Origin of the sequence: Pirellula sp. SH-Sr6A (genome assembly GCF_001610875.1) — a bacterium.
GTDB lineage: Bacteria > Planctomycetota > Planctomycetia > Pirellulales > Pirellulaceae > JBKCUI01.
The window spans coordinates 5569053-5589972 of record NZ_CP011272.1 but is presented as its reverse complement, the minus strand read 5'-3'; the positions used below and the strand labels follow the sequence as shown (position 1 = coordinate 5589972).

21 protein-coding genes are annotated in these 20920 nt (G+C 51.7%); 13 read left to right on the top strand and 8 right to left on the bottom strand.

The features are described from left to right. Positions 1–34: 34 nt before the first annotated feature. The gene (locus VN12_RS21725; protein WP_146678768.1) at positions 35–1018 is read right to left on the bottom strand and encodes an SHD1 domain-containing protein; all 984 of its coding nucleotides are present in this window, start codon (positions 1016–1018) and stop codon (positions 35–37) included. 625 nt (positions 1019–1643) lie between these two features. Here VN12_RS21725 and VN12_RS21720 point away from each other — a divergent pair. The 10 genes from VN12_RS21720 to VN12_RS21670 all read left to right on the top strand — a co-directional run bounded on the left by VN12_RS21720 (position 1644) and on the right by VN12_RS21670 (position 12409). After that, complete coding sequence (locus tag VN12_RS21720) at positions 1644–3530, top strand: AAA family ATPase (protein WP_146678767.1); 1887 nt, start codon at positions 1644–1646, stop codon at positions 3528–3530. After that, the gene (locus tag VN12_RS21715) at positions 3520–4671 is read left to right on the top strand and encodes an ATP-binding protein (protein WP_146678766.1); all 1152 of its coding nucleotides are present in this window, start codon (positions 3520–3522) and stop codon (positions 4669–4671) included. The genes VN12_RS21720 and VN12_RS21715 overlap by 11 nt, the downstream gene beginning before the upstream one ends. 9 nt (positions 4672–4680) lie before the next feature. After that, positions 4681–5736 (top strand): response regulator, encoded by a 1056-nt coding sequence (locus VN12_RS21710; RefSeq protein ID WP_146678765.1) that lies wholly within the window; start codon positions 4681–4683, stop codon positions 5734–5736. Positions 5737–6136: 400 nt separating this feature from the next. Continuing rightward, positions 6137–7186 carry a hypothetical protein gene (locus VN12_RS21705; RefSeq protein ID WP_146678764.1) on the top strand — a complete coding sequence of 350 codons (1050 nt, stop codon included), beginning with the start codon at positions 6137–6139 and terminating at the stop codon, positions 7184–7186. 591 nt (positions 7187–7777) lie between these two features. Beyond that, on the top strand, positions 7778–8116 hold the full coding sequence (locus VN12_RS21700) for a hypothetical protein (protein WP_146678763.1): 339 nt from the start codon (positions 7778–7780) through the stop codon (positions 8114–8116). 97 nt (positions 8117–8213) lie between these two features. Continuing rightward, a complete protein-coding gene (locus VN12_RS21695; RefSeq protein WP_315850178.1) occupies positions 8214–8732 on the top strand; it encodes a hypothetical protein in 519 nt (172 codons plus the stop codon). Positions 8733–8818: 86 nt separating this feature from the next. Continuing rightward, positions 8819–9334: a hypothetical protein gene (locus VN12_RS21690; protein ID WP_146678762.1), complete on the top strand. Its 516-nt coding sequence runs from the start codon at positions 8819–8821 to the stop codon at positions 9332–9334. An 822-nt stretch (positions 9335–10156) separates the two neighbouring features. Further along, the gene (locus VN12_RS21680; protein WP_146678761.1) at positions 10157–10624 is read left to right on the top strand and encodes a hypothetical protein; all 468 of its coding nucleotides are present in this window, start codon (positions 10157–10159) and stop codon (positions 10622–10624) included. Further along, a complete protein-coding gene (locus tag VN12_RS21675; RefSeq protein WP_146678760.1) occupies positions 10618–11919 on the top strand; it encodes an IS256 family transposase in 1302 nt (433 codons plus the stop codon). Before VN12_RS21680 ends, VN12_RS21675 begins: the two co-directional genes overlap by 7 nt. A gap of 118 nt (positions 11920–12037) precedes the next feature. Further along, positions 12038–12409 carry a hypothetical protein gene (locus VN12_RS21670; protein WP_146678759.1) on the top strand — a complete coding sequence of 124 codons (372 nt, stop codon included), beginning with the start codon at positions 12038–12040 and terminating at the stop codon, positions 12407–12409. Positions 12410–12448: 39 nt separating this feature from the next. On the opposite strand, the gene VN12_RS21665 is transcribed toward VN12_RS21670, so the two are convergent. Next, positions 12449–13042 carry a hypothetical protein gene (locus VN12_RS21665; protein ID WP_146678758.1) on the bottom strand — a complete coding sequence of 198 codons (594 nt, stop codon included), beginning with the start codon at positions 13040–13042 and terminating at the stop codon, positions 12449–12451. Between the two features lie 691 nt (positions 13043–13733). Here VN12_RS21665 and VN12_RS21655 point away from each other — a divergent pair. Next, positions 13734–15056, top strand: a complete 1323-nt coding sequence (locus tag VN12_RS21655) for an IS110 family transposase (protein WP_240491222.1) — start codon at positions 13734–13736, stop codon at positions 15054–15056. Then, positions 15056–15181 (top strand): hypothetical protein, encoded by a 126-nt coding sequence (locus VN12_RS26660; protein ID WP_256388109.1) that lies wholly within the window; start codon positions 15056–15058, stop codon positions 15179–15181. The genes VN12_RS21655 and VN12_RS26660 overlap by 1 nt, the downstream gene beginning before the upstream one ends. A gap of 623 nt (positions 15182–15804) precedes the next feature. Here VN12_RS26660 and VN12_RS21650 read toward each other — a convergent pair. The 6 genes from VN12_RS21650 to VN12_RS21635 all read right to left on the bottom strand — a co-directional run bounded on the left by VN12_RS21650 (position 15805) and on the right by VN12_RS21635 (position 19547). Beyond that, positions 15805–16296 carry an ABC transporter ATP-binding protein gene (locus VN12_RS21650; RefSeq protein ID WP_146678756.1) on the bottom strand — a complete coding sequence of 164 codons (492 nt, stop codon included), beginning with the start codon at positions 16294–16296 and terminating at the stop codon, positions 15805–15807. A 332-nt stretch (positions 16297–16628) separates the two neighbouring features. Beyond that, positions 16629–17213 (bottom strand): hypothetical protein, encoded by a 585-nt coding sequence (locus tag VN12_RS21645; RefSeq protein WP_146678755.1) that lies wholly within the window; start codon positions 17211–17213, stop codon positions 16629–16631. Continuing rightward, complete coding sequence (locus VN12_RS25990) at positions 17200–17373, bottom strand: hypothetical protein (RefSeq protein ID WP_168164561.1); 174 nt, start codon at positions 17371–17373, stop codon at positions 17200–17202. Before VN12_RS25990 ends, VN12_RS21645 begins: the two co-directional genes overlap by 14 nt. A 1-nt stretch (position 17374) precedes the next feature. Beyond that, a complete protein-coding gene (locus VN12_RS26270; RefSeq protein WP_205855115.1) occupies positions 17375–17767 on the bottom strand; it encodes a hypothetical protein in 393 nt (130 codons plus the stop codon). A 125-nt stretch (positions 17768–17892) separates the two neighbouring features. Next, entirely contained in the window at positions 17893–18588 is a 696-nt protein-coding gene (locus VN12_RS21640; RefSeq protein ID WP_146678754.1) for a DUF4190 domain-containing protein, read from the bottom strand. A 683-nt stretch (positions 18589–19271) separates the two neighbouring features. After that, positions 19272–19547 carry a hypothetical protein gene (locus tag VN12_RS21635; RefSeq protein WP_146678753.1) on the bottom strand — a complete coding sequence of 92 codons (276 nt, stop codon included), beginning with the start codon at positions 19545–19547 and terminating at the stop codon, positions 19272–19274. Positions 19548–20508: 961 nt separating this feature from the next. On the opposite strand from VN12_RS21635, the gene VN12_RS21630 reads away from it, so the two are divergent. Continuing rightward, entirely contained in the window at positions 20509–20898 is a 390-nt protein-coding gene (locus tag VN12_RS21630; RefSeq protein ID WP_146678752.1) for a BlaI/MecI/CopY family transcriptional regulator, read from the top strand. Positions 20899–20920 lie beyond the last annotated feature (22 nt).

Genomic DNA, 20920 nt, shown 5'->3' with positions numbered 1-20920 from the left:
CGCTTCGCCCTCGTTTTACAAAATTTCTAACTACCTATTTTATTCTGCTTCTAATCTCGGAATTAAATTTTTTGGCAAGTGTCGCATCAGCCTCAACAAGCTGATTAATTCGAACATCAATCCGCCTTTTATCTTTAGTCTCGAGCGTAACCTTTGAGTCAGAGTAACGAATAAATTTTGCCTCGACCTTGTTACCCTTACGGTCGCTCCAAATTCGGTAATCTTCTAATCTTTCTTCGCGTGCTTCTTCATGAGCTTTCTCCGGAGCGGCTGGAGCATCTTTTTTAGAATAACTCTCAAGTATTGCTTGGCGGTAGGCCTCGGGAAACAGAACTGGATCGGTAGGATCTATGCAGACAGAATTTATACCCTTTATTTTGTTTTCATCGACTGCAATTATGCAATGCGGCAGGTCTTTGTATTTCCAGTGCTCGAATGAAATTATCGACTCTGTTGCAGAAACCGAGTAGAAAACACCCTCAACAAATTCATTTTTCGGCCATTTAACAAAATGTGTTGTCTTAGAAGATGGGAATCCCAGCTCTTCGATGACAATATCGCTCTCCATGCCAACTTCAAATGGGAGCTGCACTACCTCGATTGGGACTACAATAGTATCATCACCCAGAACGACAATTAACTGAACTGATCCTGGTTTGGAGAAAACCAATTCGGCAACTTCGCCAATTGTGTTTTTCGTATATGCTTCAGATTCTCCGATGCGAACCTTGATTGGCTTCGGTTTTGTATCAAAAAAGCCATTTGTCTGGTCGACATCTTTCCCATCCTTCATCAAACCCACTTTCGCAAAGCTCGTGATTCCTGTCTTTCCGCTTTTAGGAAGATAAACGATAGGGCTTTTGACTACTATCGTGATCTCTCCATAAGGTGTTTCTGCGGTAAAATTATTAGGCTGGTCTACATTCTGAGAAGCAATGATTTCACTGCCGCCGAATTTTTCCTGAGCATATGCGATTGAAGCAATTGGTAGTAACAGTAAGAAAGCGATTCGATGCATGTGAATTCTCCTCGGGAAAAGTATTCGTCTTTTTGAATATGTTTGTTGCGCTCAGACGGTTCGCCCCGTCGTGTGTTCCGCAAGAATATACTAAGCACATAGAGCACTTGTAAACAACCAAGCGATTTGCAAGTGTGGCCCGAGGCTCAAGTCGGAAGTCGGTGCAACGTATCTCGAGACTCGAGCGAAAACACCAATCGACTAGACGCAAAACGCTTGACTTCAGTCGAAGCGAATCGACAATTCGACAAAGGCCTTCGGGGACAGCAGTATTTCGGGCGTGATGCTCTTCCTCGGGGGCCTTTCTTTTTTGGTGTCGTTTAAGTCCCTTCGACCGTGCACTTTCGCAAAGAGTTTAAGTTGCGAGTGTGCAACAAACACAGGATGTCTTTTCACTTGGGGCCGTCACTGCGATAACGGAAATCAGAGCCATGTAGCTACCCACGGTGTAATGCTCATGATTGTGTTGGCGTCAGCGAGTTGACGCTCTTGAACACCCTGGGCTCGTAAAAAAGTAGGCCACAATTCTCCATTTTCTCCCTCGAGTGACCTAACGTGTCCAAGCCTCTGCGACAGTGCTAGCAAACATTGAGTTTGCAGTTCGTAACGATTGTAGAGGTACAACATGGATCATCATTTCAGCTCGCACCGCATTCGGTGCATCGCCATCATCGGAGGCTTTCTTGACGGAACCAAGTTCGAATTGGCCGATGGCCTCAATTGCTTCATCGGAGCTCGCGGAGCCGGTAAAACCACCATGCTGGAGTTCGTTCGCTATGCGCTCGACGCTCTTCCGAGCCGCGAAGAACAACCCGTCGAGCGTCGACGCATCGAGTCCCTCGTGGAGAAGAATCTCGCCGGTGGACGCGTCGAGGTCACCATTGAAACCAAGGATGGAATGCAGTACATCGTCAGCCGATCCTCCGGTGACGAACCGATCGTCCTAACGATCGATCGACAGCCGACGGACATTTCATTCAAAACTGGGATGGTTTTTGGAGCGGACATCTATTCCCAAAACGAAGTGGAGACGATCGCTGACTGCAAGGCATCCCAGCTGGCGCTCCTGGACAAATTCCAAGCCGACTCGATCGCGGATATCCAATCGCGCATCGATCACATCACCAGCCAATTGGCTGCCAATGCCAGCCAGATTGTCCCGCTCCAGCAACGGATCGTAGCCCTCACAGATGAGTTGGCGACCATTGCCAGTGTAGAAGAGCAATTGGCTCGATTCGGCGCAGCAGGAGGCCAAGACGCCGCGACGATCAACAAGGCTCACACCTTAAAAGCCTTGCGTGACCGCGAACATCGGATTGCTCGTTCGGGATACCAAGCCCTCGCGCAATACAACGATGATCTTACGACCTTCAAAGGACGCTTGGTCCAAAACGCGGCGGCTCTGATCGATAAGGAGGTCACCAGCGGTCCAAATGGCCCCATGGTTCAAGACCTCCTAAATGTCGTAAGCCAATGCGGAATCGCGATCGACCAGGTAATCCAAGACGCGAAATCCAAAATCGCAGAGGCGATCAATCAAGTCACTGCAATGGGGACCCGTCTCACCACGACGCATCGTCAGCAGGAAATGGATTTCCAAGCATTGATTGAAAAGCATCAAGAGGCGCAAGGCCAAGCTGCCGAACGGGCTAAGCTGGAGCGGCTCCGTAACGACCTTCTGGCCAAACAACGTCAGAAACAACAGTTCGTCGAACAATTGGGGGAACTGGAGTCCGAACGTCAAAACCTGATCCGGCGATTATCGGAACAGCGAGACGAGCGATTCGCCGTTCGGGAGGCGATTGTCAAGAACATCAACTCGCACTTAGCTCCGGCGATCCGAGTGAGCATCTCCCAAAACGGCAATCCTGATCGCTACCAAAAGATCCTCGAAGAGGGGCTCAAGAACGCACGCGTCAAACACGGAGTCGTTGCCCAAAAGATCGTTGACGTCTTTGTCCCTTGGGATCTGGTTGTTGCTCTGCGTCGCCGCGATTCGGGAGTGCTGATCGAACGAGCCGAGCTGAATCCCGACCAAGCCGAGAAGGTGGTCACCGCGATGGCAAACTCTCCGGCACTGTTCGAACTGGAAACGGTCGAACTGATGGATCTGCCGACGATCGAACTCAAGGATGGAGAAACTTACAAGGAGTCGCTCTCGCTATCGACGGGACAGAAGTGCACCACCGTTCTGCCGCTGCTGCTCCTAGAGAGCGCAAACCCTCTGTTGGTCGATCAGCCCGAAGATAACCTGGACAATCGATTCATCTCCGAAGCGGTCGTCGAAGCGATCCTCAAAATGAAATCGCGACGTCAGATGATCTTTGTCACGCACAACCCGAACATCCCAGTTCTTGGCGATGCCGAAAGGGTCTTTGTACTCGACTCCGATGGCGCTACATCGCGCAAGTCCAACGAAGGGACGGTCGATGAGTGCAAACGGGAGATCGTTAATTTGCTCGAAGGTGGTGAGAACGCGTTCAAAGTAAGGAAGCACCGCTATGCGTACTGAGACGATCGTCGAAAGCTCTGAGGCAAGCTTGCGCGAAGCGTATCAGCAGCTTCAAGGAGGAGCCAATGCGATTCCCTGGTGGGAACGACGGGACCTCGCACAGGGATTGTCTGAGGGCTTCGTTGTTGGCACAGCGTCCGAAACGGCGTTCCTGCTCTTGGAGCGATTGGCAAGAGATCCGAAATGGGAGGTTCGGGCTGCGATTGCGGATCTGCTTCCCGTTTTACCCGAGGCAGAAAGGAAGCGATTGACCGAACTGCTCTTAGGTGATTCGAACACTCACGTGCGACGGACGGTCGAACATGCGATCGAACGGCGAAAGCGCGAGATTCGAGCCACTGGTAAGGCTCGCAAGTCGGCCGACCAAGTTTCTGCGCAGCTGCAAGCCATCGAGGATGAGTTTGGTAAAACCGCAGCGACGAAAGCGCTTCGCTTAGCGGAGCGTTACAGCGAAATGCTGGTCGCTTCGATCGTCCACGATCTGCGGAGCATCATTACCCATCTCAAGGTGAATTGCTTTTCGCTCATCGATGAGGTGAGCGTCGATGCGGGGAACCAAGCCAAGCGGTATGGAAACCGGGTTCGAAACGACCTGCAGCTGCTGGAATCCTCCGTGGAAGACATGGTCACTTTCACCCGACCGGTCCCTACGGAGCGATTGCCGGAGCGATTGGCGGTCTTGGTCGCCGAGGCGCTAGAACTGACGCGTGATAACGTACGCAAATCCAAGTTTGAGCCGGATATCGTATCGGTCCAACATGACGTGCCAGAATCGATCGTCGTGCCCCTGGCGCGGCATCAAATCGTGATTGCCTTGGCCAACGTTCTCAAGAACGCCTACGAGGCGTTCCAAGCCAATGGAGCGATGCGACCGGGGGCGATCCGCATTGCGGCTTCGACGTGCCAGAAATGGGTCACCCTTACGATCGAAGATACAGGCCAAGGTATCTGTGACGAGGAGCTTCGAACTCCCCTATTGTTGACGCCTGGCCGGCGCAACAAATCCAAACGACAAAGCACAGGCTACGGGCTGCCCATCGCGGCACGCAACGTAGCAGCACATGGAGGAAGTCTACGACTGGAGAGTCGCGAAAACGAGGGGACCACGGTAACGATCCTCTTACCACGAGAATGTCAGTAGGTGATCCGGATGAAAGCATTAGTAGTAGAGGACGATCCCACCATCGTCGAGATGGTTGAGGATGTCTTGTTTTCGTTGGGCCACGAATTTGAGGTGGCCACCAATCAGCAGGATGCCAAGCAACTCTTGCAGAGTACGGACTTCGAGTACGTCCTGCTCGATCTTCAGATCCCTGCGAAGGCGAATCGAGGTGGTGCCGACAAACAGTACGGTATCAACTGTCTCAAAGACATCAAGCGAATGAAAGCACCGAGTCCACCGCCGGTGATCATGATGACCTCCCACGTTGTCGACTATGCTAATCTCTCGGGCGAGCTGCAACGTAATGGTGTCCGAGAGTGCATTACCAAACCGTTCTCGGATGCGACGCGGCCACTTTCGGCAGTGATCGAGGGCGTGCTGGAATCCGCGAGCGATCGCACGAAACCAGCAGAACGATCGAAACCCAAACGGGCCGGCGCGGTGCGCGAGCAATCGGCAATAGAAACCACGCGATTTACCGGGGGCGAGTTGGTCTTTGAATTGGATCGCGTCACGCTTTGCGGTCAAACCGTATTTCATTACACCCGATCGAAACAGATCACTCAGATCCTCGAAGCGATCAACGAGCGAACACGAGCAGGAACCTGGGTTGCGAAGAGCGGACCTGAGCTTGCGAGCGCGATCGGAAGCACGACAGGCCAAAACTCCATCACCTGTTCGATCCGTGCTTTCCGCGAATCGGCAGCAGACATTCTCCAATCGCAGCTTGGGCTCATTTGCGAGAAGCAAGACATCATCCGCAGCGGCGGCCCAGGGTATCGATTCCACGAATGGATCACGGTCCGAGACAAACGTAACGAAGAGCAAGAGGAGGATAATCATGAAGACTCCCCTTTGAATCGTCGCAATCGCATCTTGGAACTGCTTCGCGATGGTGCAAAGCTCCGTTCGAACAGCATTGCATCAGAACTTGGCTGCAGCCTCAAGACCGTCAAGCGAGAGCTCGATGCCCTCCGCCTCGCCGGCCGGATCGAGTTTATTGGCCCGAACAAAACAGGGACATATCAGTTGGTTGACGATTAGAATGTTTTGGGTGCTCGATGAAGAATCCTTGCAATCCAGCATGTCGCCTCCATGGCTTGAGACCCCTCAAAGGACGTCAACACTGAGCGTCAGCAAAGCATCTAGTTGCACCGCATGGTGCGATTGGCTACAACGAACGAGTGTTCTCGGAGGACGGGGCTCTGCAGAGGTGCAACCCGAGTGTTATGAGGTCCAATGTTGGAATGCGGAGAAGGTTTTACAATGGGCTTCTTCGTCTATTCCGGCTTTGGACTTAAACTATTACCCTTCGCCGTACGGCACGGCGAGGTTACCCTATAGGACGCATTCACCCCGCGTTACTCTTCAAGTAACAAACACCATTGCCGGTGCCGCGGTACAAACTAATTCCGTGCTAACTTTGAATTAACGAATTTGAATCATGCTCAACTCCAAGTCTTTTTGCGTGGCGTTTCTCTTTGTTTTCTTGTCGGGTTCAGTGGGATTGACCCAAGAAGGGAACAGTCGACTGATTGATGAATGGGAAACAGCCAAAAAGGTTTACTTTGCCCGAGTCGAGCAATCAATCAAGGAGGTGACAAATCAGCTTGACCAACTCGAGAAATCGATCCGTGAGGCAGGCGATTTACAGGAACTTCGGAAGCTCAAAGACGAACGCAGTAGTTTTGCGGAAAGTGGCACTTTACCAACCAAGGTCAGCCGTGCCTCCTACGATTCACTAAGAAAAACAGCATCCGAAGATCTGACTAAGACCAAGAAGAGCCTAATACTTCGGCTACTCGAAGCCAAAGAAGATGACCTTGCGCAACGAATCGATATGGAGTTTCAAGAATTGTCGGATGTACTCATGTCCGACATTCTTGCTCGCTGGAATACAGCAAGGATGCAACATGAAGAGGAGGTAGAGAGCGCGAAGTCACTCATTTTGGTTCAGCTTGCAAAGAAGGAAGATCAAGCACGAGAGAACGCGGCACCGAGTGTCGTGGAAGAAATCAAGACATCACGCCAGCTCTTTCTGGAGAAAGGAGTAATCCCGCGAGGAATCTCCCCTGCGGCTTACGAAGCTCAGCTAGCCAAGGCGAACGAAAAGCTAGAGCAGGTAAACAAGGCTCTCGTTCGTACGCTTCTGATTGCGAAAAGAGACGACAAAGCAAAAGAAGTGTCCCAACTACTGGACAAATCTACTGCAGGCCCCGCTAAAGCGGGACAAACATCTTCGCCGCAGCAAAGGCGAGTGTGGGATAACCAAACATACTCAACGAAGATCAGCCAGCAGAACGGCGATAATTGGGTAGAAGTTCGGTACTCGGGAAAACTGGAGAGAAAGGTACGGAAGGTTGCTGAGACAGATCAGTACATTGAGATTTTGCTTTTAGACCGTCAGCATCTCATGCGCTTGTATAAAGACCATGCAGACATCTACATAAACGGGAAGTGGGGATGGGTTGCGAACGGGAAGTGGGTTGATTAGGAATTCGATCGCGAGAATCGCGATGCTAGACAGTGTAAGGCTTTTTACCGCGTACCTCAGCGGCAAGGGTCGAGTCAATCGAAACCGAGACCTTCATGAGCAGTGCAAGGATTGGAGGCGAATCGGGAGGCACTTGAAGAAGAACGATCCCGTCGCGTCTCGAGCTAGATTGTGACCCTATATTTTTTCAGGGGTTTTGGATGTGACCCTATAAACTCCGAACGGGCTAAGAGTCGTGACCCTATAAATCGGCGCATTGATTGGAGCGTTGGTTTTGCTCGTGCGCTGCCTGTGCGCTGCCCGTTTTTCGGCGCGCGTCGGATTCTGCGCCGCCACGTTTTGAAACCTCGATTTTCCCAGGGATTTCATTGGTTGTTCGGTTCCTGTCCTCTCCGCTCAAAAACCCTGGTTTTCCCAGGGTTTTTCGCGTTTCTGGGCAATTGCATGGGTATTCTGTAGCGTCCATGCTGGTTCGGAATATTTTCCTGCATCGAGTTGAAGGGGCCATTTTTTAAGGCATCCGAGCTTTGTGGTGCACTTGGTGAGATCGGCAGAGGCGAAAGCAGCCCCCAGACATTGAAGGCCCACAAAATGTTTGAAGATGACTTCAACATCGAGGATCTTGACCGACTCATTCCTATTGTCGACCGTCTAATGCAGTCGGGAACGCTCACAGAAGAAGAGAAATGGGCGGTCGATCAATCATGCCGAGCCGCCAGTGATCTCCTCTTCATTCGCCACTCAGAAACTGCCAAGGCGTTCTATGCTCACCCAGATATCGAAGAACGATGCGCAAGTTCAATTCGTGAATGGCTTGTAGAGAACAGCGGCGCGAAACCTGGGACAGTCACTGCAATATGCGGGAGGATGCACGTTGCATCGTATGACCTTGACGGAAACTTAGGCTTGTATCCATTCAGAGATTCGTGACAAACGAACTAGTCGAAGGTTAGAGCCGTTACATGAACAAGGCCTCAACTATGGCTCCGAACTCCAAAACGGCTCGAAAAACTCAAGGTGCCATTTCTTGAATCCTCGCTTCCCTCGATTTGTGCTCCTGCTGGCGATCAGCTGGGTGGCTATGACAACGATCCACGAGATGGGGCACATCATCGGTGGAGTATGCTGTGGTGGATCGCTGATATCGGCAGATCTGTGGCCGTGGCATCTTCCTTATAGCATCTTTGAACCCGATCCGTATCCGTTGGTGACACTGTGGGCTGGATTGATTATTGGTGTCTTAGCTCCCGCCGCCCTGGCGATGATTGTTCAGCGTGAATGGATGTGGTTCATTGCCAACTTTTGTATTCTCGCAAACGGAACCTACATTGCGACTGCTTGGCTTTCTGGTGACCGCTACCTCGATACCCCAAAACTACTCGAACATGGAGCGAGCCCGATCGCGATCGCGTTATACTGCTTGCTGACCATCGTATTCGGCTATGTTGGTTTTCGCCGATCGTGCATTATAGCGCTAGCCGTGGCAAGACCGACCAATGCCAAGGACTCAAAGACCGAAGACAACCCACGCGATGCACCCAAGTAGCCGATCGGCCGCAAATTTGAACAATAGTTTTTTTGTTAGCGACGGTGCGATCGTCGCCGTACCGCCAAATGACCAAGGAGACACTCATGCGTGTCGTAATTGCAATACTCGTCTGTGCAGTTGCGATGATCATCGCGGGGTTCGTCGTAAACCGGTCGTCAATCTTATTTGAACATCAACTTTCCGCACGGCACCGACTTACAATTCGGCAAAAATCGCGGTCAGCGAATGAGATTGTTCTTGGTATCACTTACCACAACCCACCAGCAATTGGGATGTATGCCGTGGCCGAACAAACCATCGCTCGTCCTTCCAAGCCGTTGTCGTTTTCCGCAATCAAGGACGCTAGCTCCGGTATCATTTGCGTGTTTGACGACAACGGTATCGGATTTCTTTTGCTTTACGATCCAACCGAAGACGATCTATGGGATTCGACAGGTCATTCCGGCGGATGGCACGGCTCGAAATCCAGCAAATGGGAAGCTCGACTTGCCCAGTTAGTAGTTCGAAATCCGACGATACCCTACACTGAGCTGCCGGGGACCCCAGTGAGGGTCGCAGAACCAAGCGATACAGACTTAGTCCTTGAACAGCCGTTTTGAACTGTATTGACTCAACTCGTCGCCCTCTGTCATCTCAACCGTTCGTAACTTAAAATGAGACTGATCGCACAACAACGAGATCGGCGATTCTGGTTCCTACGGTTGGAGCCACCCTACGAAACACAGATTCCAGCTTTGGGCTCACCTTTTGTTGCAATTGTCGTTTCGTGAGATTCATCGGTAACCCCTGAGCAACAATCCAACTTAAGTGCACAGCTCGTGGTAATGGACTGTCGCTACATGCTAGCTTGGGGAACCAACGCCAGCTCATGGGACGATTCCGTTGACATGGCTTTCATACTTACTGATCCGAATTTCGATCCGCCCCGTGATCGTCTTGTGATGACGACTTGGCACGACAATGAAACAATCGAAGATGTTTTGTAGTTTGCACTGATGAATTCAAATTTTGACGCTCATGAATTTCACGACTATTTGGTGCTGATGATCGGCGCGGATCCTGTTATCGAAGCCGAACTTCTCGCCACAATCCAGAGTCAACTTGCAACACAATAAGAGTGCAAACAATAGGATGCACCCGGATACCCGTTGCAGAGCAAACTCCCAACGCCACTGCGTGCTTTTACTTTCGCAACCGCTATTTGGTATACTGACTTCGTCAATCGCCCCATCTCGCATGAGCGATTTGAACTCCATTGAACAATGCCCGTGCCGGGAGTCCCTGAGCGATGCAGGCGAAGGCTTTATCGGCGGTTTTGACTTGCGCTGAGCCTCCTGCTTGCGCCGGCTGAATTGAAACATAGTCGGGAACAGAACCCGAACAAAATGCAAACTCCCCCGAGACGAACCAACGCAACAAACTTGTCGGATGACGAGTTGCTGCTGTTCGACTTCCTTTTCGACAAGAGTCTTTCCTTTCATCATCTTCGAATGGAGGACTATTCGTTTCACATGAATTGCCCTTATTCGCACAGTCTGACCGATGCGGATTTAGAATTGACGCTCGCCTCACTGGTTGCCCGAGGGTTTCTAAATTGCAGAGTTGGGAAGATATGGCGGATTGAAACCCGTGATTATGTTGATGGAAAAACCTATACAATGACAGCTTCTGGTGGCTACCTTTGGGAACTCGAAAGACTTCCAGACTGGGATCAATATGTTGCTACATGCCAATGGATGTTAGGCACTGACAATCGTGAAATGATACGAATCGTCTGCCAAACCGAAGAGATCGGCCGACTTTGCCTGGGTGCAATGTTCGCAGCCGGTTTGATTGCACCAAGTGGCCGTATCAGGGTTCGAAACGGGAAGCGTCCCACTAATTGTTGAAAGTTGAAAGATGGTCTCCCGGAGGGCAGAATCTGCCCTTCGCAACTTTTCAATTTTCGTCGGGTGCAACCGACGGGGAGACCATCATGAATGAAGTTAGTCTTTTGCAATCTCTTGGGCAAGTTTCTGCGTCAGAAACCGGGGAAATCTTTCGAGCGTTCTTACGGGGCCACATCCGCCAGATGATTTGTGAAGTCATGGCTGCCGAAGTCACTGAGCTTTGTGGGCCCAAGCACGATCCGTCATCGAGCGATCTTTATCGCGCGGGATCCGCCTCGGGGCGAGTGCTTTTGGAGGGCGATCGGGAGGAGGTCGTTCGGCCACGTGTGCGTCAGAAGTCCTCAGACGGGACCAGCTGCGAAGTCGAACTGGCCAGCTACCGGGCGGCCAAAGATCCGCAGCAGTTGCAAGCTCAGATCGTCCAAGCGATCGTCTCGGGCGTCAGCTCACGAGCCATTGAGGAGATCAAGCCAAACTCTCCGGGCGTCAAACGCTCCAGTGTTTCACGGCTTTGGCAGGAGGCTGGCAGCCGGTTCGTTGAGCGACTACGCGGTAAAGATCTTGGCTCGATCGCGTGGTGTGCATTGATGCTTGACGGAATCCGATTAAGCAAGGACCAGACAGCAGTCGTGGCTCTGGGGATCGACAACGAAGGTAACAAGCATGTCCTGGATTTCGTATTGGGAACCAGCGAAAACATCGAAGTTTCTCGTGACCTGATGAGTCGAATCGTCCGGCGTGGTTTCGCTTGCTCACATCGTCTTTACGTCGTACTCGATGGCAGTGATGCGTTGCGTGGGGCGGTAAAAGAATCCTTTACCGACTGCGTCGTGCAACGTTGCTTGGTGCATAAGGAGCGAAACATCAAAGGCAAATTATCCAAGCGTCATTGGGGCGAACTATCGCGGTTGTTTACGCGCATTCGCAGTGTGCAGGGGATCGGGGCTGCTGAGGAAGTGTTCAAAGAGTTGAAATCATTCTTGAAGCCGATCAATGCGGAGGCTTACAAGAGTCTACAGGAGGCCGGTGAGGACCTTTTGGCGTTGCAACGTCTTAATGTCCCCAACACGCTTCACCGTTCGCTGCTGAGCACCAACGCGATCGAGAACTCTTTCTTAAACACACGTCGCAAGATCGATCGAGTAACCCGTTTTCGAGCCGAGACGGATCAAGCCTCACGCTGGCTTTCGTATGCGCTACTCGAAGCGGAGAAGGGCTTCCGCAAGATCGCAGGGCATCAGTCGCTACCTGCCCTGATTGCGGCATTGTCGCGTCCCGAGGCGGCACCCACCTGATCGGCTTCGCCGCCATTTTCAATCGCCTCGGCGATTGAAAATGGCGGCGAGCAGTTGAAAGTCAAGTCAAGTAACCCTAAGTTTTCACCAGCGAGACCATCAAGAGTTTCAACAACAAATGGGACATCCCCTGGGATTCGACAAACCAGGAATCAAGCCTCCTATTTGGATCATCGTCTCGATGCTCGCTCTCCAGGTCCTCGGCATGATATCGATGGCGATTGTGATTCTTGTGCGATTCGATCATGGGTCGAAAAAATTGATGATCCTAACGAATGGCCGGCCATATGCCTGGCGGAAGTGCACCCAATTTCTTTCAATTGCCTGTTTGCTTCTGTTTTATCTTCTATCCAATATTTCGGCCGCATTTGCGGGTGCTGAGTTCCTCCTCGCCGGCGCGGCCCCTTCTTTCCTCGCATACTTGGCCTTCAATCGTTTCGCCTTTGCCGGAGCAGAACAGATCGGGCCACAGCGGCCGAGCACTTTGTGACAACGATCAGGATCCTTGAACTCGGATGACTGACGCGTCTTATTCGAACCAGGGGGCTTTGACTTGAACGATCCAATCGGCGACTTCGATACAGAAGTCCCTGTTAGCGAGCATCTGGGCGGACAAATAACTGTCACTGTATCTTTCATACTCAATGTCTTCGTAGCAGTACTCTAGGTACACGCCTTCATCGAGAGCGTAATGTGTGATTCTTACGGCGAAAGGGCCTTTATCGGTCATGTCGGTGTACACTCCGTTTTTCGCGAAGCCATATTGGAATTGGCGCGTTGGTCGGTGACGCTCGACGTCTAAGTTAGCGATAGCCAAAACGGTTGGATAACGCTGGGAAAATTCTGCTATCAGCGTGGCAAAATGGCGTATTGCCATCGCCTCATCGGTCTCATCCCATTTCAAGATCTCCCACCAGCCCATGCTCGTGTTTCCGCGATCAAGTTTACGGACTAGCCATTCAGAAAATTGGCGAAAGGGTGGAACCTCAGGCGACGTCACGATCCCCCTGCTGAGAGCAAATCGATATCCATCCATGAAGGCCCTAATCTCACCCACAGTCGCAATGCTATACGTCTCAGGGTGGAGTCCCATGTCAAGAAGCACAGCGTAGAGGTCAGGCATTTGCTTGGAGAGTCTGTGACAGGTTTACCGTGATCATTCGCCACGAGCGGTCGCCCCAGCGCAAGTCACCATGGCCGATCTAGGGCTTCGCGTCCAATGGTTTGTTTCGTTTTTTTCTGGTCGCGATTAACATTACGAACGTAACCGCGCATGACACCACCATACCAACTGTGGTCGGTGCGATCAAAAGGAACCAGTTGGGATCGTTGAAGTTCTCGGTCAAAAACCAACCCACAAAGCAAGCAGATGGCCCGAACAGCAGAGGAATGAATAACACGTACTGCCGTCTCGTTTCAATCGCGATAGCGAGAAGAGTGGTTGCGGTAACGAACATCATAAAGATAGCAAGCATCCCGTTTAGCCCACGAAACGCATCAGGCATGTGATGACCTGGCAAACTCTGCGATAAATACCGTTCAACATCAGGACGTACTAAAAATAGACCGAGCGAAAAAAGTGCAGCGATTGACGCGAATCCTTGGAGCAGCCTTAAACGAGCGATTCGTAACATGTCGCGATCAGAGCCTAAGTTCGATTTCGTCCGATTTCCATTAGAAAAGAATCCATGTAAGTCCTGGGTTTGGGGCGGGAGCCATTCGAATAAAATCTGGCGACTCAGACCCGTGATCTTAGGTCGCTGTAACGACCGCTGCCACATTCTTCCAACCCCAAACCCATGGAGCAAACCAACATGTTGATTCTCGCTCTCGACCTCGGCAAATTCAAGACAATGTGCTGCTTTTTCAACACCAAAACACGCAAAGCTGAATTCCAAGTCGCTGCGACTGAACGCGATTATCTTGCCAAAGTCTTCGCGTCACGCAAAGTCGACCTTGTCGTCATGGAAGCTTGCGGCCCCTCCGGTTGGATCAATGACCTGGCCATCAGCCAGGGACTCAAAACTCTTGTTTGCTCAACCAACGAAGACGCTTGGAAGTGGTCCAACGTCAAACGCAAGACCGACAAAGACGATGCCCTCAAGCTCGCTCGAATGGCCTCGATGAACGAACTTAAGGCTGTGCACATGCCGTCTGAGAAACTTCGAGAATTCCGCTCCTTGGTCAAATATCGCAAGACGCTCGATCATCGCATCTGCAAGATGAATTGTGCTATCCGCGCGTGGTTCGTTAATCATGGTATCACCATCGACTCGGGCGAGAAGGCCTGGAACACTGGCCGGAAGCGTATCGATTCATTCCGCAAGCCGCTATCGGAATGCGAAGACAAGGAACTGTGGCGAGCCGAACTTGATATCGAACTTACGCAGCTCGATGCACTCACCGCTCAGCATGACCTGGTGGTCAAGAAGCTTGAAGCAATCGGTAAGAACGATAAACGAATCGGACGTATCATGACGATCCCCGGCGTTGGACCAAGAACCGCTGAGATCTTGGTCGCTTGCATCGACGATCCGCATCGCTTCTCTAGCGGCCGCGAAGTGTCTGCCTATTTCGGGCTCGTACCACGCCAATATCAATCCGGTGAGACCGACCGAAACGGTCGCATTACCAAGCGAGGCAACCCATTAGCTCGAACCATCCTGGTCGAATGCGCATGGGCATCGCTGCGATACAATCCATGGGCCAAGTCCATCTACGAGCGAGTCTGCGGCAAGCAACGCACTCGCAAAAAGAAAGCTGCTGTGGCACTTGCCCGCAAGATAGCGGTCTTAGCCTGGGCACTGATGCGAGACGACAAAGACTGGGATCCGAAGCGCATGATTGACGTCACGGAGTCCTTCGGTCGCATGTCGCCTACCCTCAAAGCCACACTCTCCGAGATGAAGCCCAAGGAGAACAGTGACCAACGCAAGAGTCGCCTCCGACGCGAAGCTCGAGCCATTAGAGAGGCTGCGGCTGAGAAAAACGCCAAGGCCAGGCCGGTGAAAACCAAAGCCAAAACGATTGCAAAATCAGACAAGCCACGCAAGACAGCAGCAACCAAGTCTAGTGCAATTAGCAAACAAACACCAACCAAACCACGGCGAGCAAGAAAGCCCGTACCGGCTGCCTGATGCGTTTGACATCGGAGAACGAATGCGCCTTGCTCGCCAATTTACAAAACGAATCATTGGACAACCAGTATCGCGGGCTGATCATTCAGATCGGAGAACGAATTGGACCATGGATTCAACAATAACCCGACAACACCATTTTAACCACGGAGCCAGTGTAACCAGCGATTAACAGACAGCCATCAAGGAGAAGACCTACCCAATCGACTCAACACCCATCAAAACTGACACTGACGGTTCCATTAGGACATGAGCTTCGGCTCACGGAATCGTCAAACACGTCGCCCTAAAGAATGTGTCGTCGAACGGAAGGTAGCTTGCTGCTCACAGAAGCCTCCAGGCAAGCTATAGCCACTGCGGAACAACATCGAATCAAAGATGCTTGAACCGTGTATGGATAACTGAGGGGACGCTACCTGCATCAGCAGGCGCACAAGACCGAAGAGCGTTTACACCTCGAATAGTCGTTTAATCAACATCCTTGTATCGCAGTCACAATCGCCAGGGCCAAGCTCCCTCAAAGCTCTCCAACAAAGGCACCGGTGCCCTCCGCTGCGCCGCTTGTCATTCGCCATACGCTCCGCATGCGCTGCGCCGGGGTGAGCGACCGACAAGCGGCTCCGACGAAGGCACCTACCGGGAACTCTCATGATGTAAAAACAAAAATCCAAAAATCGTGGCGACCGCCGCTTGCAAACCCAGGACTTCATAGTCGCCTGCAAACCCAGGACTTCATAGTCGCCTGCGATCAGCGCTCCGGGAAAGTTGATTTACTACCTGCAAAACCTTGCAAGCCCGGCTCGGTTGCATTGCTTGGTTCTGTGCGCATTGCCCGCATGGCCTCTTCCAAAACCCCACTGCTAAGTAATGCCAAGCCGGTACAGCAAGTCATTACTCCCGGAATTGCAGGCAAAAGACCTCGCGGTGGGTCCGGAATTGCAATGTAGCCAAACGTGACCATCGCGATGCCGCCAAAAACACAAAAGAACCATGACGTACATTCGTAGGCCCGGCCATGTCGTCTCCGTCCGGTCAGAAAGGACGTCAGATACCCCAAAACTGCCGTCAAGCAAAACATGGCAGCGAGAACCAGGACGAGTTGTCGAATAATGGCGAAGTTGACTCCCGGCACGTTGATATTTGGAAGTACCAAAGCGAACGTTAGAGATGGTGCCCAGATTAAGAATGCAAGTGCAAGAATTGCCCTCGATAATTCAAAGAAGAATCGGGGGCGACCCATTGCAAAGATTCCCAAACGTCGAAGATTTCGTACCGAATCGTATCCTATTGCCACCGTGCCAACGAGTCCTGAAATCCACAACGTTAACCAGCCCGACCATGCCAACACAAGATCCTGCACCCAACCGTTGAGTCCGAACATCACGGGCGTCATGATGCCAAACCATGCGAACCATCCCTTGGGCATTGCCCAACCGGGAGACGCTCGACGGTTCGTAAAGATTGCATGGTTAAGGTTCATGGGAACAAAACTGCAGTGGTAACCGATATCGCCGCAGACCACCTATCAAAAACTTAGCGACGCACCGGCGGATTCTTCGGGGCTCCCCATTGTTATTTTCTTCCGCCGGGTTTCCAAATGACGGTATTGGCCACATTCTCGATCGCAGATTGTATTAACCAAAACCGATAGTCGCCGTATCCATTCGCATTTCGTCTCGTCATTGGGTCTTTTTTGTCAAAACCGACGTTAATCGCAGCAACCACCGGGTGAGAAACCATCACCTCAAAACCAACGTCGCAATTTTCGGCATCAAACCCAAACAACTCAAGCAGCAATGCCAGTTTACCATATTCTTCGATCGCGACTTCGCCCCGATGTAGTCCTATCTTCTCTACACCCGTAGTACCTTCGTATTCTGCCTTTCCGTCCCGCCATAACAGAATTCGATACTCCGTGCCGCCGGGTTCGTGGGTAAAGGGATCAAACTGCCCCCACTGTTTCAGTTCAATGAATTCAAATGGAATTTTTTCCCGAAACCCATCTGCGTACTGTTCCTGTACCAATGAAGAGACGAACCCGTACTTGCCTTCGGGTCTTGCCGGTATTGCGATAACCGATGGCTTCGGCACCTTGATGTGGCTTTGTTGGGCAACAGCCACCAACGCTAAGGTCACAGCAGCGCTAAGTGCGATCATAGCTCGCGTTGATTTCCATGGTCGCATCGGCGATTTCTCTCCAGTAAATGACGACAGCGGTAATGGGGCCGCCACCAAGAAACATGGACTTCACAAAGGACGCGATCGGCGGCCTCGCCTCCAACGCTTTGTTCGCCCTGGAGGGACAAGTCAACCTCATTCTACCAATCATTCCACCACCAGATGAGCCTTTTATACGGACGGGCAGAATTTGAGTCTTCTTCCGCGTTAGCAATTAGGTGTCCATATTTCAAAGTCCACTCCTGCGGATTGTCGATCGTATCGCCGTTTGGTGAGTAATAAGTTTTCTTATTAGCTCGTTTCGCTTTCCAACGGAAGGCAAGCGAACCATCGGGAAACCAACGTATAGTTTCGACGCTTTGGATTCCCAAGCTCAAAGTTCGCCGTTCCCATTGCTCCCATGCTCGCTGTCCGTTTGCGTAGCTACCCGTCAAGGCGTATGGACGCGTCCACCATGACCCGAGAATGCCCAATAGAACGGCTACAATAATCGCGCCCAGGAAGAAAGTTCGGATTCGAAAGCGAATTTTCATGGTCGAAGATAGGTTCTCGCCTTCAGGCGAACGGTTGAAATCACTGGGATTCGGCAGGTGACCTGACAATCAAAAAACGCGTGCCCCGCCCCCCCCCGTGCATTTGTTGGTTCTCTGTCAGCGATTCATGTGTTTCGATCGGCGACAATGAAAACCGCATTTTCGATGTCAATCAGGTATATCGTCACGTCAGTAATTTTTACCGCACCATCTACGCCGGTGTGCAGTTTATAGAAGTACGCGACGCGAGTGGTCGGAAACGCCAGCGATTTTGCTGACAAGTCGCGTACGGCGTCACTTCCGAGGGCAAAGTCTAGATATGTCCAATCGGACTTCTCCACTGGGGATTTCCACCCCAGCGAACGCCAATCGTTACCAAAGCCGGTCACATGCGGAGTAAACGTTGAGTTCATTTGAAGTGAACGAAGAATCTCAGATGGGATACGATAGGCAGTTGCCGAATAGCCGTCACCGTTAAACGCTCTACGTGATTCACCGCCGTTTGCTAGTGGAGTCCCCAGTTGAAAAGAAACACCGCAGACCTTTCTTGTCATTACCATTTCGTGATACCAGCCCAAGCCTGGAATCGCGCGAAAGTACATGGCATAGAATGTGATCGCCGTCAAAGAGGTCGCTATGCCAAACCACGCGAAAGTTCTGCCCCGTAGCTCGCCATCGCTATTTCTGATCCGAATCAAGGCGACGATTCCACTGATTAGAGCCAATGGAGCAGCGAGACAGAGAAAGGAACTAAGCCCTAAAGCAAAGGACGCCACAGCAAAAGGATCGCGACGTTCGTTGACAATAATGGGTTGTACCATGCTAGACGTTGCGCCATGTTAGACAAAGATCAGCAGGTTTCCGTAAGCCCCAGCCATTGACTTAACGCAAGTCACAGCGGCCGATCTAGGGCCTCGTGTCCAATGGTTTGGTCTCTCTCTGTATTCTTGTGCTGCTTGCAGGCAGCCAGCCAAGAATCAGTTTACCCATCAAATGTTGACACGGAAGTGCTATCACCAAGACAGCGAAGGCTACCGGCAATGAATGGAGGGCATGCAAACCCGCGGCACCTGCTCTAAGTGCAAGCACTAGGGAAACGAGAAGAATCACTGACAATGGAGTGAATTGTGACACTCGGCAATAGTGCATCCACATCCCGACTGGGAAACATCCGATCATCAATCCAACCGAGTATGCAATTGGTTCGAGGAACGATGATGATTGATGAAAAAGATCAGCAACGCTGAGGCCAGGAATCAAGAGAATCAATGCAACCATTGTGTCAGCAATCCATTGAAATGGATTCTCCTCGCCAACGCGAACGGGGAAGGGTAACCGGTACCAGTCGCGGAAGCGTGCAAGTACGGATCGATCATCGATCGTAGCGGGAGGTGGTTCGTACGGATTGGGTGTCATTTTCATTTGAAAGATCGGATGTTTTCACGGGGGGACGGACCAACACCCTCGTCTTTCAAAAACCTCGCAAGCGTTCCTCCCGTGCCTATCATGGTTCGCCGCTCGATTCGGTCCGTGCTCGTTCACCGCGAAGTTCTTCAAGACGGTCGCGAATTGTATCAACGCCATGCTTAAACCGCGCTGGACTGCCCCCAGTATAGACATACGCACCCCATTTGTATGTGAACTGGGTGTCGTCATGGAGCTTCACCTTGATCACCGCTGGATCCATTCCAGCGATATAAACCAATTCGAAGTCGTAGTCATCCAGGCTGCCTTCGGTAGCGGATTTGATTGGTCTCAAAGCCGAGATCAGGTTTCGCATCAGGCAACAATCGTCAGGAGCGATCGTCTGCCATCACCCGGCACGCGCAAGTGAGGCAACCATGTGCAAATGCTCGATCGCGTGCTCAGGAGCATGGCTTGGTTACGCCATGTTCTTTGTAGGGCGATTCAAGTCGCCATTGCGCCACGAGCCCAGGTCCAATCGTAGCAGACATAATGGGTTGTGTCGAAAAATTGCTCGCGCGTCATCATCAGGGATGGGGCAGCCCAATGGCTGAAGTCCACGCAGTTTCGGAAGCTCTGCCAAGCGGCGGAGCGCATGCAGCGATAATCCGCACCCGTTGCAATCGAGCATCTGTATTCCGGTCAGTTGCGAAATTCGCCTTGCCGCATCATCGTAAACGTCCACGACAGAGAGGTAGGCAGGGCTGGGCGGATTGGCTTCAGGTTTGCTGGCGCTTGAACTTGGCGGTGAGGAGGCTGCACGCACGCGTTATCTGTTTTCGATCAGATTTGTAGCGACTTTCTTCTTGTCGATACGTTCGAATCGCCCTCTGACGCCCTTGATTCCCTTGGATCGTGCAGAAGCTTCGTGTAATCGGTCTCGCACGAGAGCTGGTGATCCAACACGTCCTTCAAGTACTTCCACACTTCGAGACCATTGCGCTTCGCACCGCGCATGAGGGTCATCGGCCTCGCGGACCGCTCACCAACCGGGACATTTGCAACGAACAACCAATTCCTCTTACCCTCGGCAACTTGCCTTACCAGTTGCTCCGCTCGGTTGGACGCGGCAGCCACCCTGGCCGCTGCTGCCGAACACGACAACCGAAATCAAGACCACGTCGGGTCTGAAAGGACTGGTGCTGGTGAACGCTATCACTTGCTCGAGTTTACTCAAAAGTAAAAAACTCTCTTGCGAATGCCTCATGGGTCTTGAATCTGGAATGCGCACCTGCTAACTTATTAGCATATTGCTAATTTCTTAACACAAAGGGGACATGGTGGGAGACACAGAGCCAGTAGAACTTGGAAAACGGCAGCAGCAAATCTACGACACCGTGCTGCGGCTTGGTAGCGCGACCGTCGCACAGGTTTGTCAGAATATGGCAGAGGCCCCAAGCTATTCTTCTGTCCGCACCATGCTTGGGATCCTTGTCGACAAAGGTTATCTAAAAGTTGCCGAGCAAGGAAAACGCTATGTCTATTCGGCAGCCCATCCCAAGCAAAGAGTTCAGCAGAATGCCGTTCGACGCTTGCTAGACGTTTTCTTTGGTGGGTCCTCGACCAGTGCAGTAGCCGCGATTCTCGATTTAGAAAAAGACGGAATAACTGCAGAACAAGCGGCTCAGTTGCGTGAGATGATTTCAGAAGCAAGGAAGCGTGTTTAACTTGCCGTATTCTTTCAATTAT

Coding starts and splice junctions, on each gene's coding strand:
- VN12_RS26270 (WP_205855115.1), bottom strand. CDS start 17,767: ATGAAAATTCGCTTTCGAATCCGAACTTTCTTCCTGGGCGCGATTATT.
- VN12_RS21700 (WP_146678763.1), top strand. CDS start 7,778: ATGTTTGAAGATGACTTCAACATCGAGGATCTTGACCGACTCATTCCT.
- VN12_RS21640 (WP_146678754.1), bottom strand. CDS start 18,588: ATGGTACAACCCATTATTGTCAACGAACGTCGCGATCCTTTTGCTGTG.
- VN12_RS21630 (WP_146678752.1), top strand. CDS start 20,509: ATGGTGGGAGACACAGAGCCAGTAGAACTTGGAAAACGGCAGCAGCAA.
- VN12_RS21670 (WP_146678759.1), top strand. CDS start 12,038: ATGGGACATCCCCTGGGATTCGACAAACCAGGAATCAAGCCTCCTATT.
- VN12_RS21710 (WP_146678765.1), top strand. CDS start 4,681: ATGAAAGCATTAGTAGTAGAGGACGATCCCACCATCGTCGAGATGGTT.
- VN12_RS21645 (WP_146678755.1), bottom strand. CDS start 17,213: ATGATCGCACTTAGCGCTGCTGTGACCTTAGCGTTGGTGGCTGTTGCC.
- VN12_RS21705 (WP_146678764.1), top strand. CDS start 6,137: ATGCTCAACTCCAAGTCTTTTTGCGTGGCGTTTCTCTTTGTTTTCTTG.
- VN12_RS21635 (WP_146678753.1), bottom strand. CDS start 19,547: ATGCGAAACCTGATCTCGGCTTTGAGACCAATCAAATCCGCTACCGAA.
- VN12_RS21655 (WP_240491222.1), top strand. CDS start 13,734: ATGTTGATTCTCGCTCTCGACCTCGGCAAATTCAAGACAATGTGCTGC.
- VN12_RS21690 (WP_146678762.1), top strand. CDS start 8,819: ATGCGTGTCGTAATTGCAATACTCGTCTGTGCAGTTGCGATGATCATC.
- VN12_RS21665 (WP_146678758.1), bottom strand. CDS start 13,042: ATGCCTGACCTCTACGCTGTGCTTCTTGACATGGGACTCCACCCTGAG.
- VN12_RS25990 (WP_168164561.1), bottom strand. CDS start 17,373: ATGAGGTTGACTTGTCCCTCCAGGGCGAACAAAGCGTTGGAGGCGAGG.
- VN12_RS21725 (WP_146678768.1), bottom strand. CDS start 1,018: ATGCATCGAATCGCTTTCTTACTGTTACTACCAATTGCTTCAATCGCA.
- VN12_RS21715 (WP_146678766.1), top strand. CDS start 3,520: ATGCGTACTGAGACGATCGTCGAAAGCTCTGAGGCAAGCTTGCGCGAA.
- VN12_RS21720 (WP_146678767.1), top strand. CDS start 1,644: ATGGATCATCATTTCAGCTCGCACCGCATTCGGTGCATCGCCATCATC.
- VN12_RS21650 (WP_146678756.1), bottom strand. CDS start 16,296: ATGGGTCGCCCCCGATTCTTCTTTGAATTATCGAGGGCAATTCTTGCA.
- VN12_RS26660 (WP_256388109.1), top strand. CDS start 15,056: ATGCGTTTGACATCGGAGAACGAATGCGCCTTGCTCGCCAATTTACAA.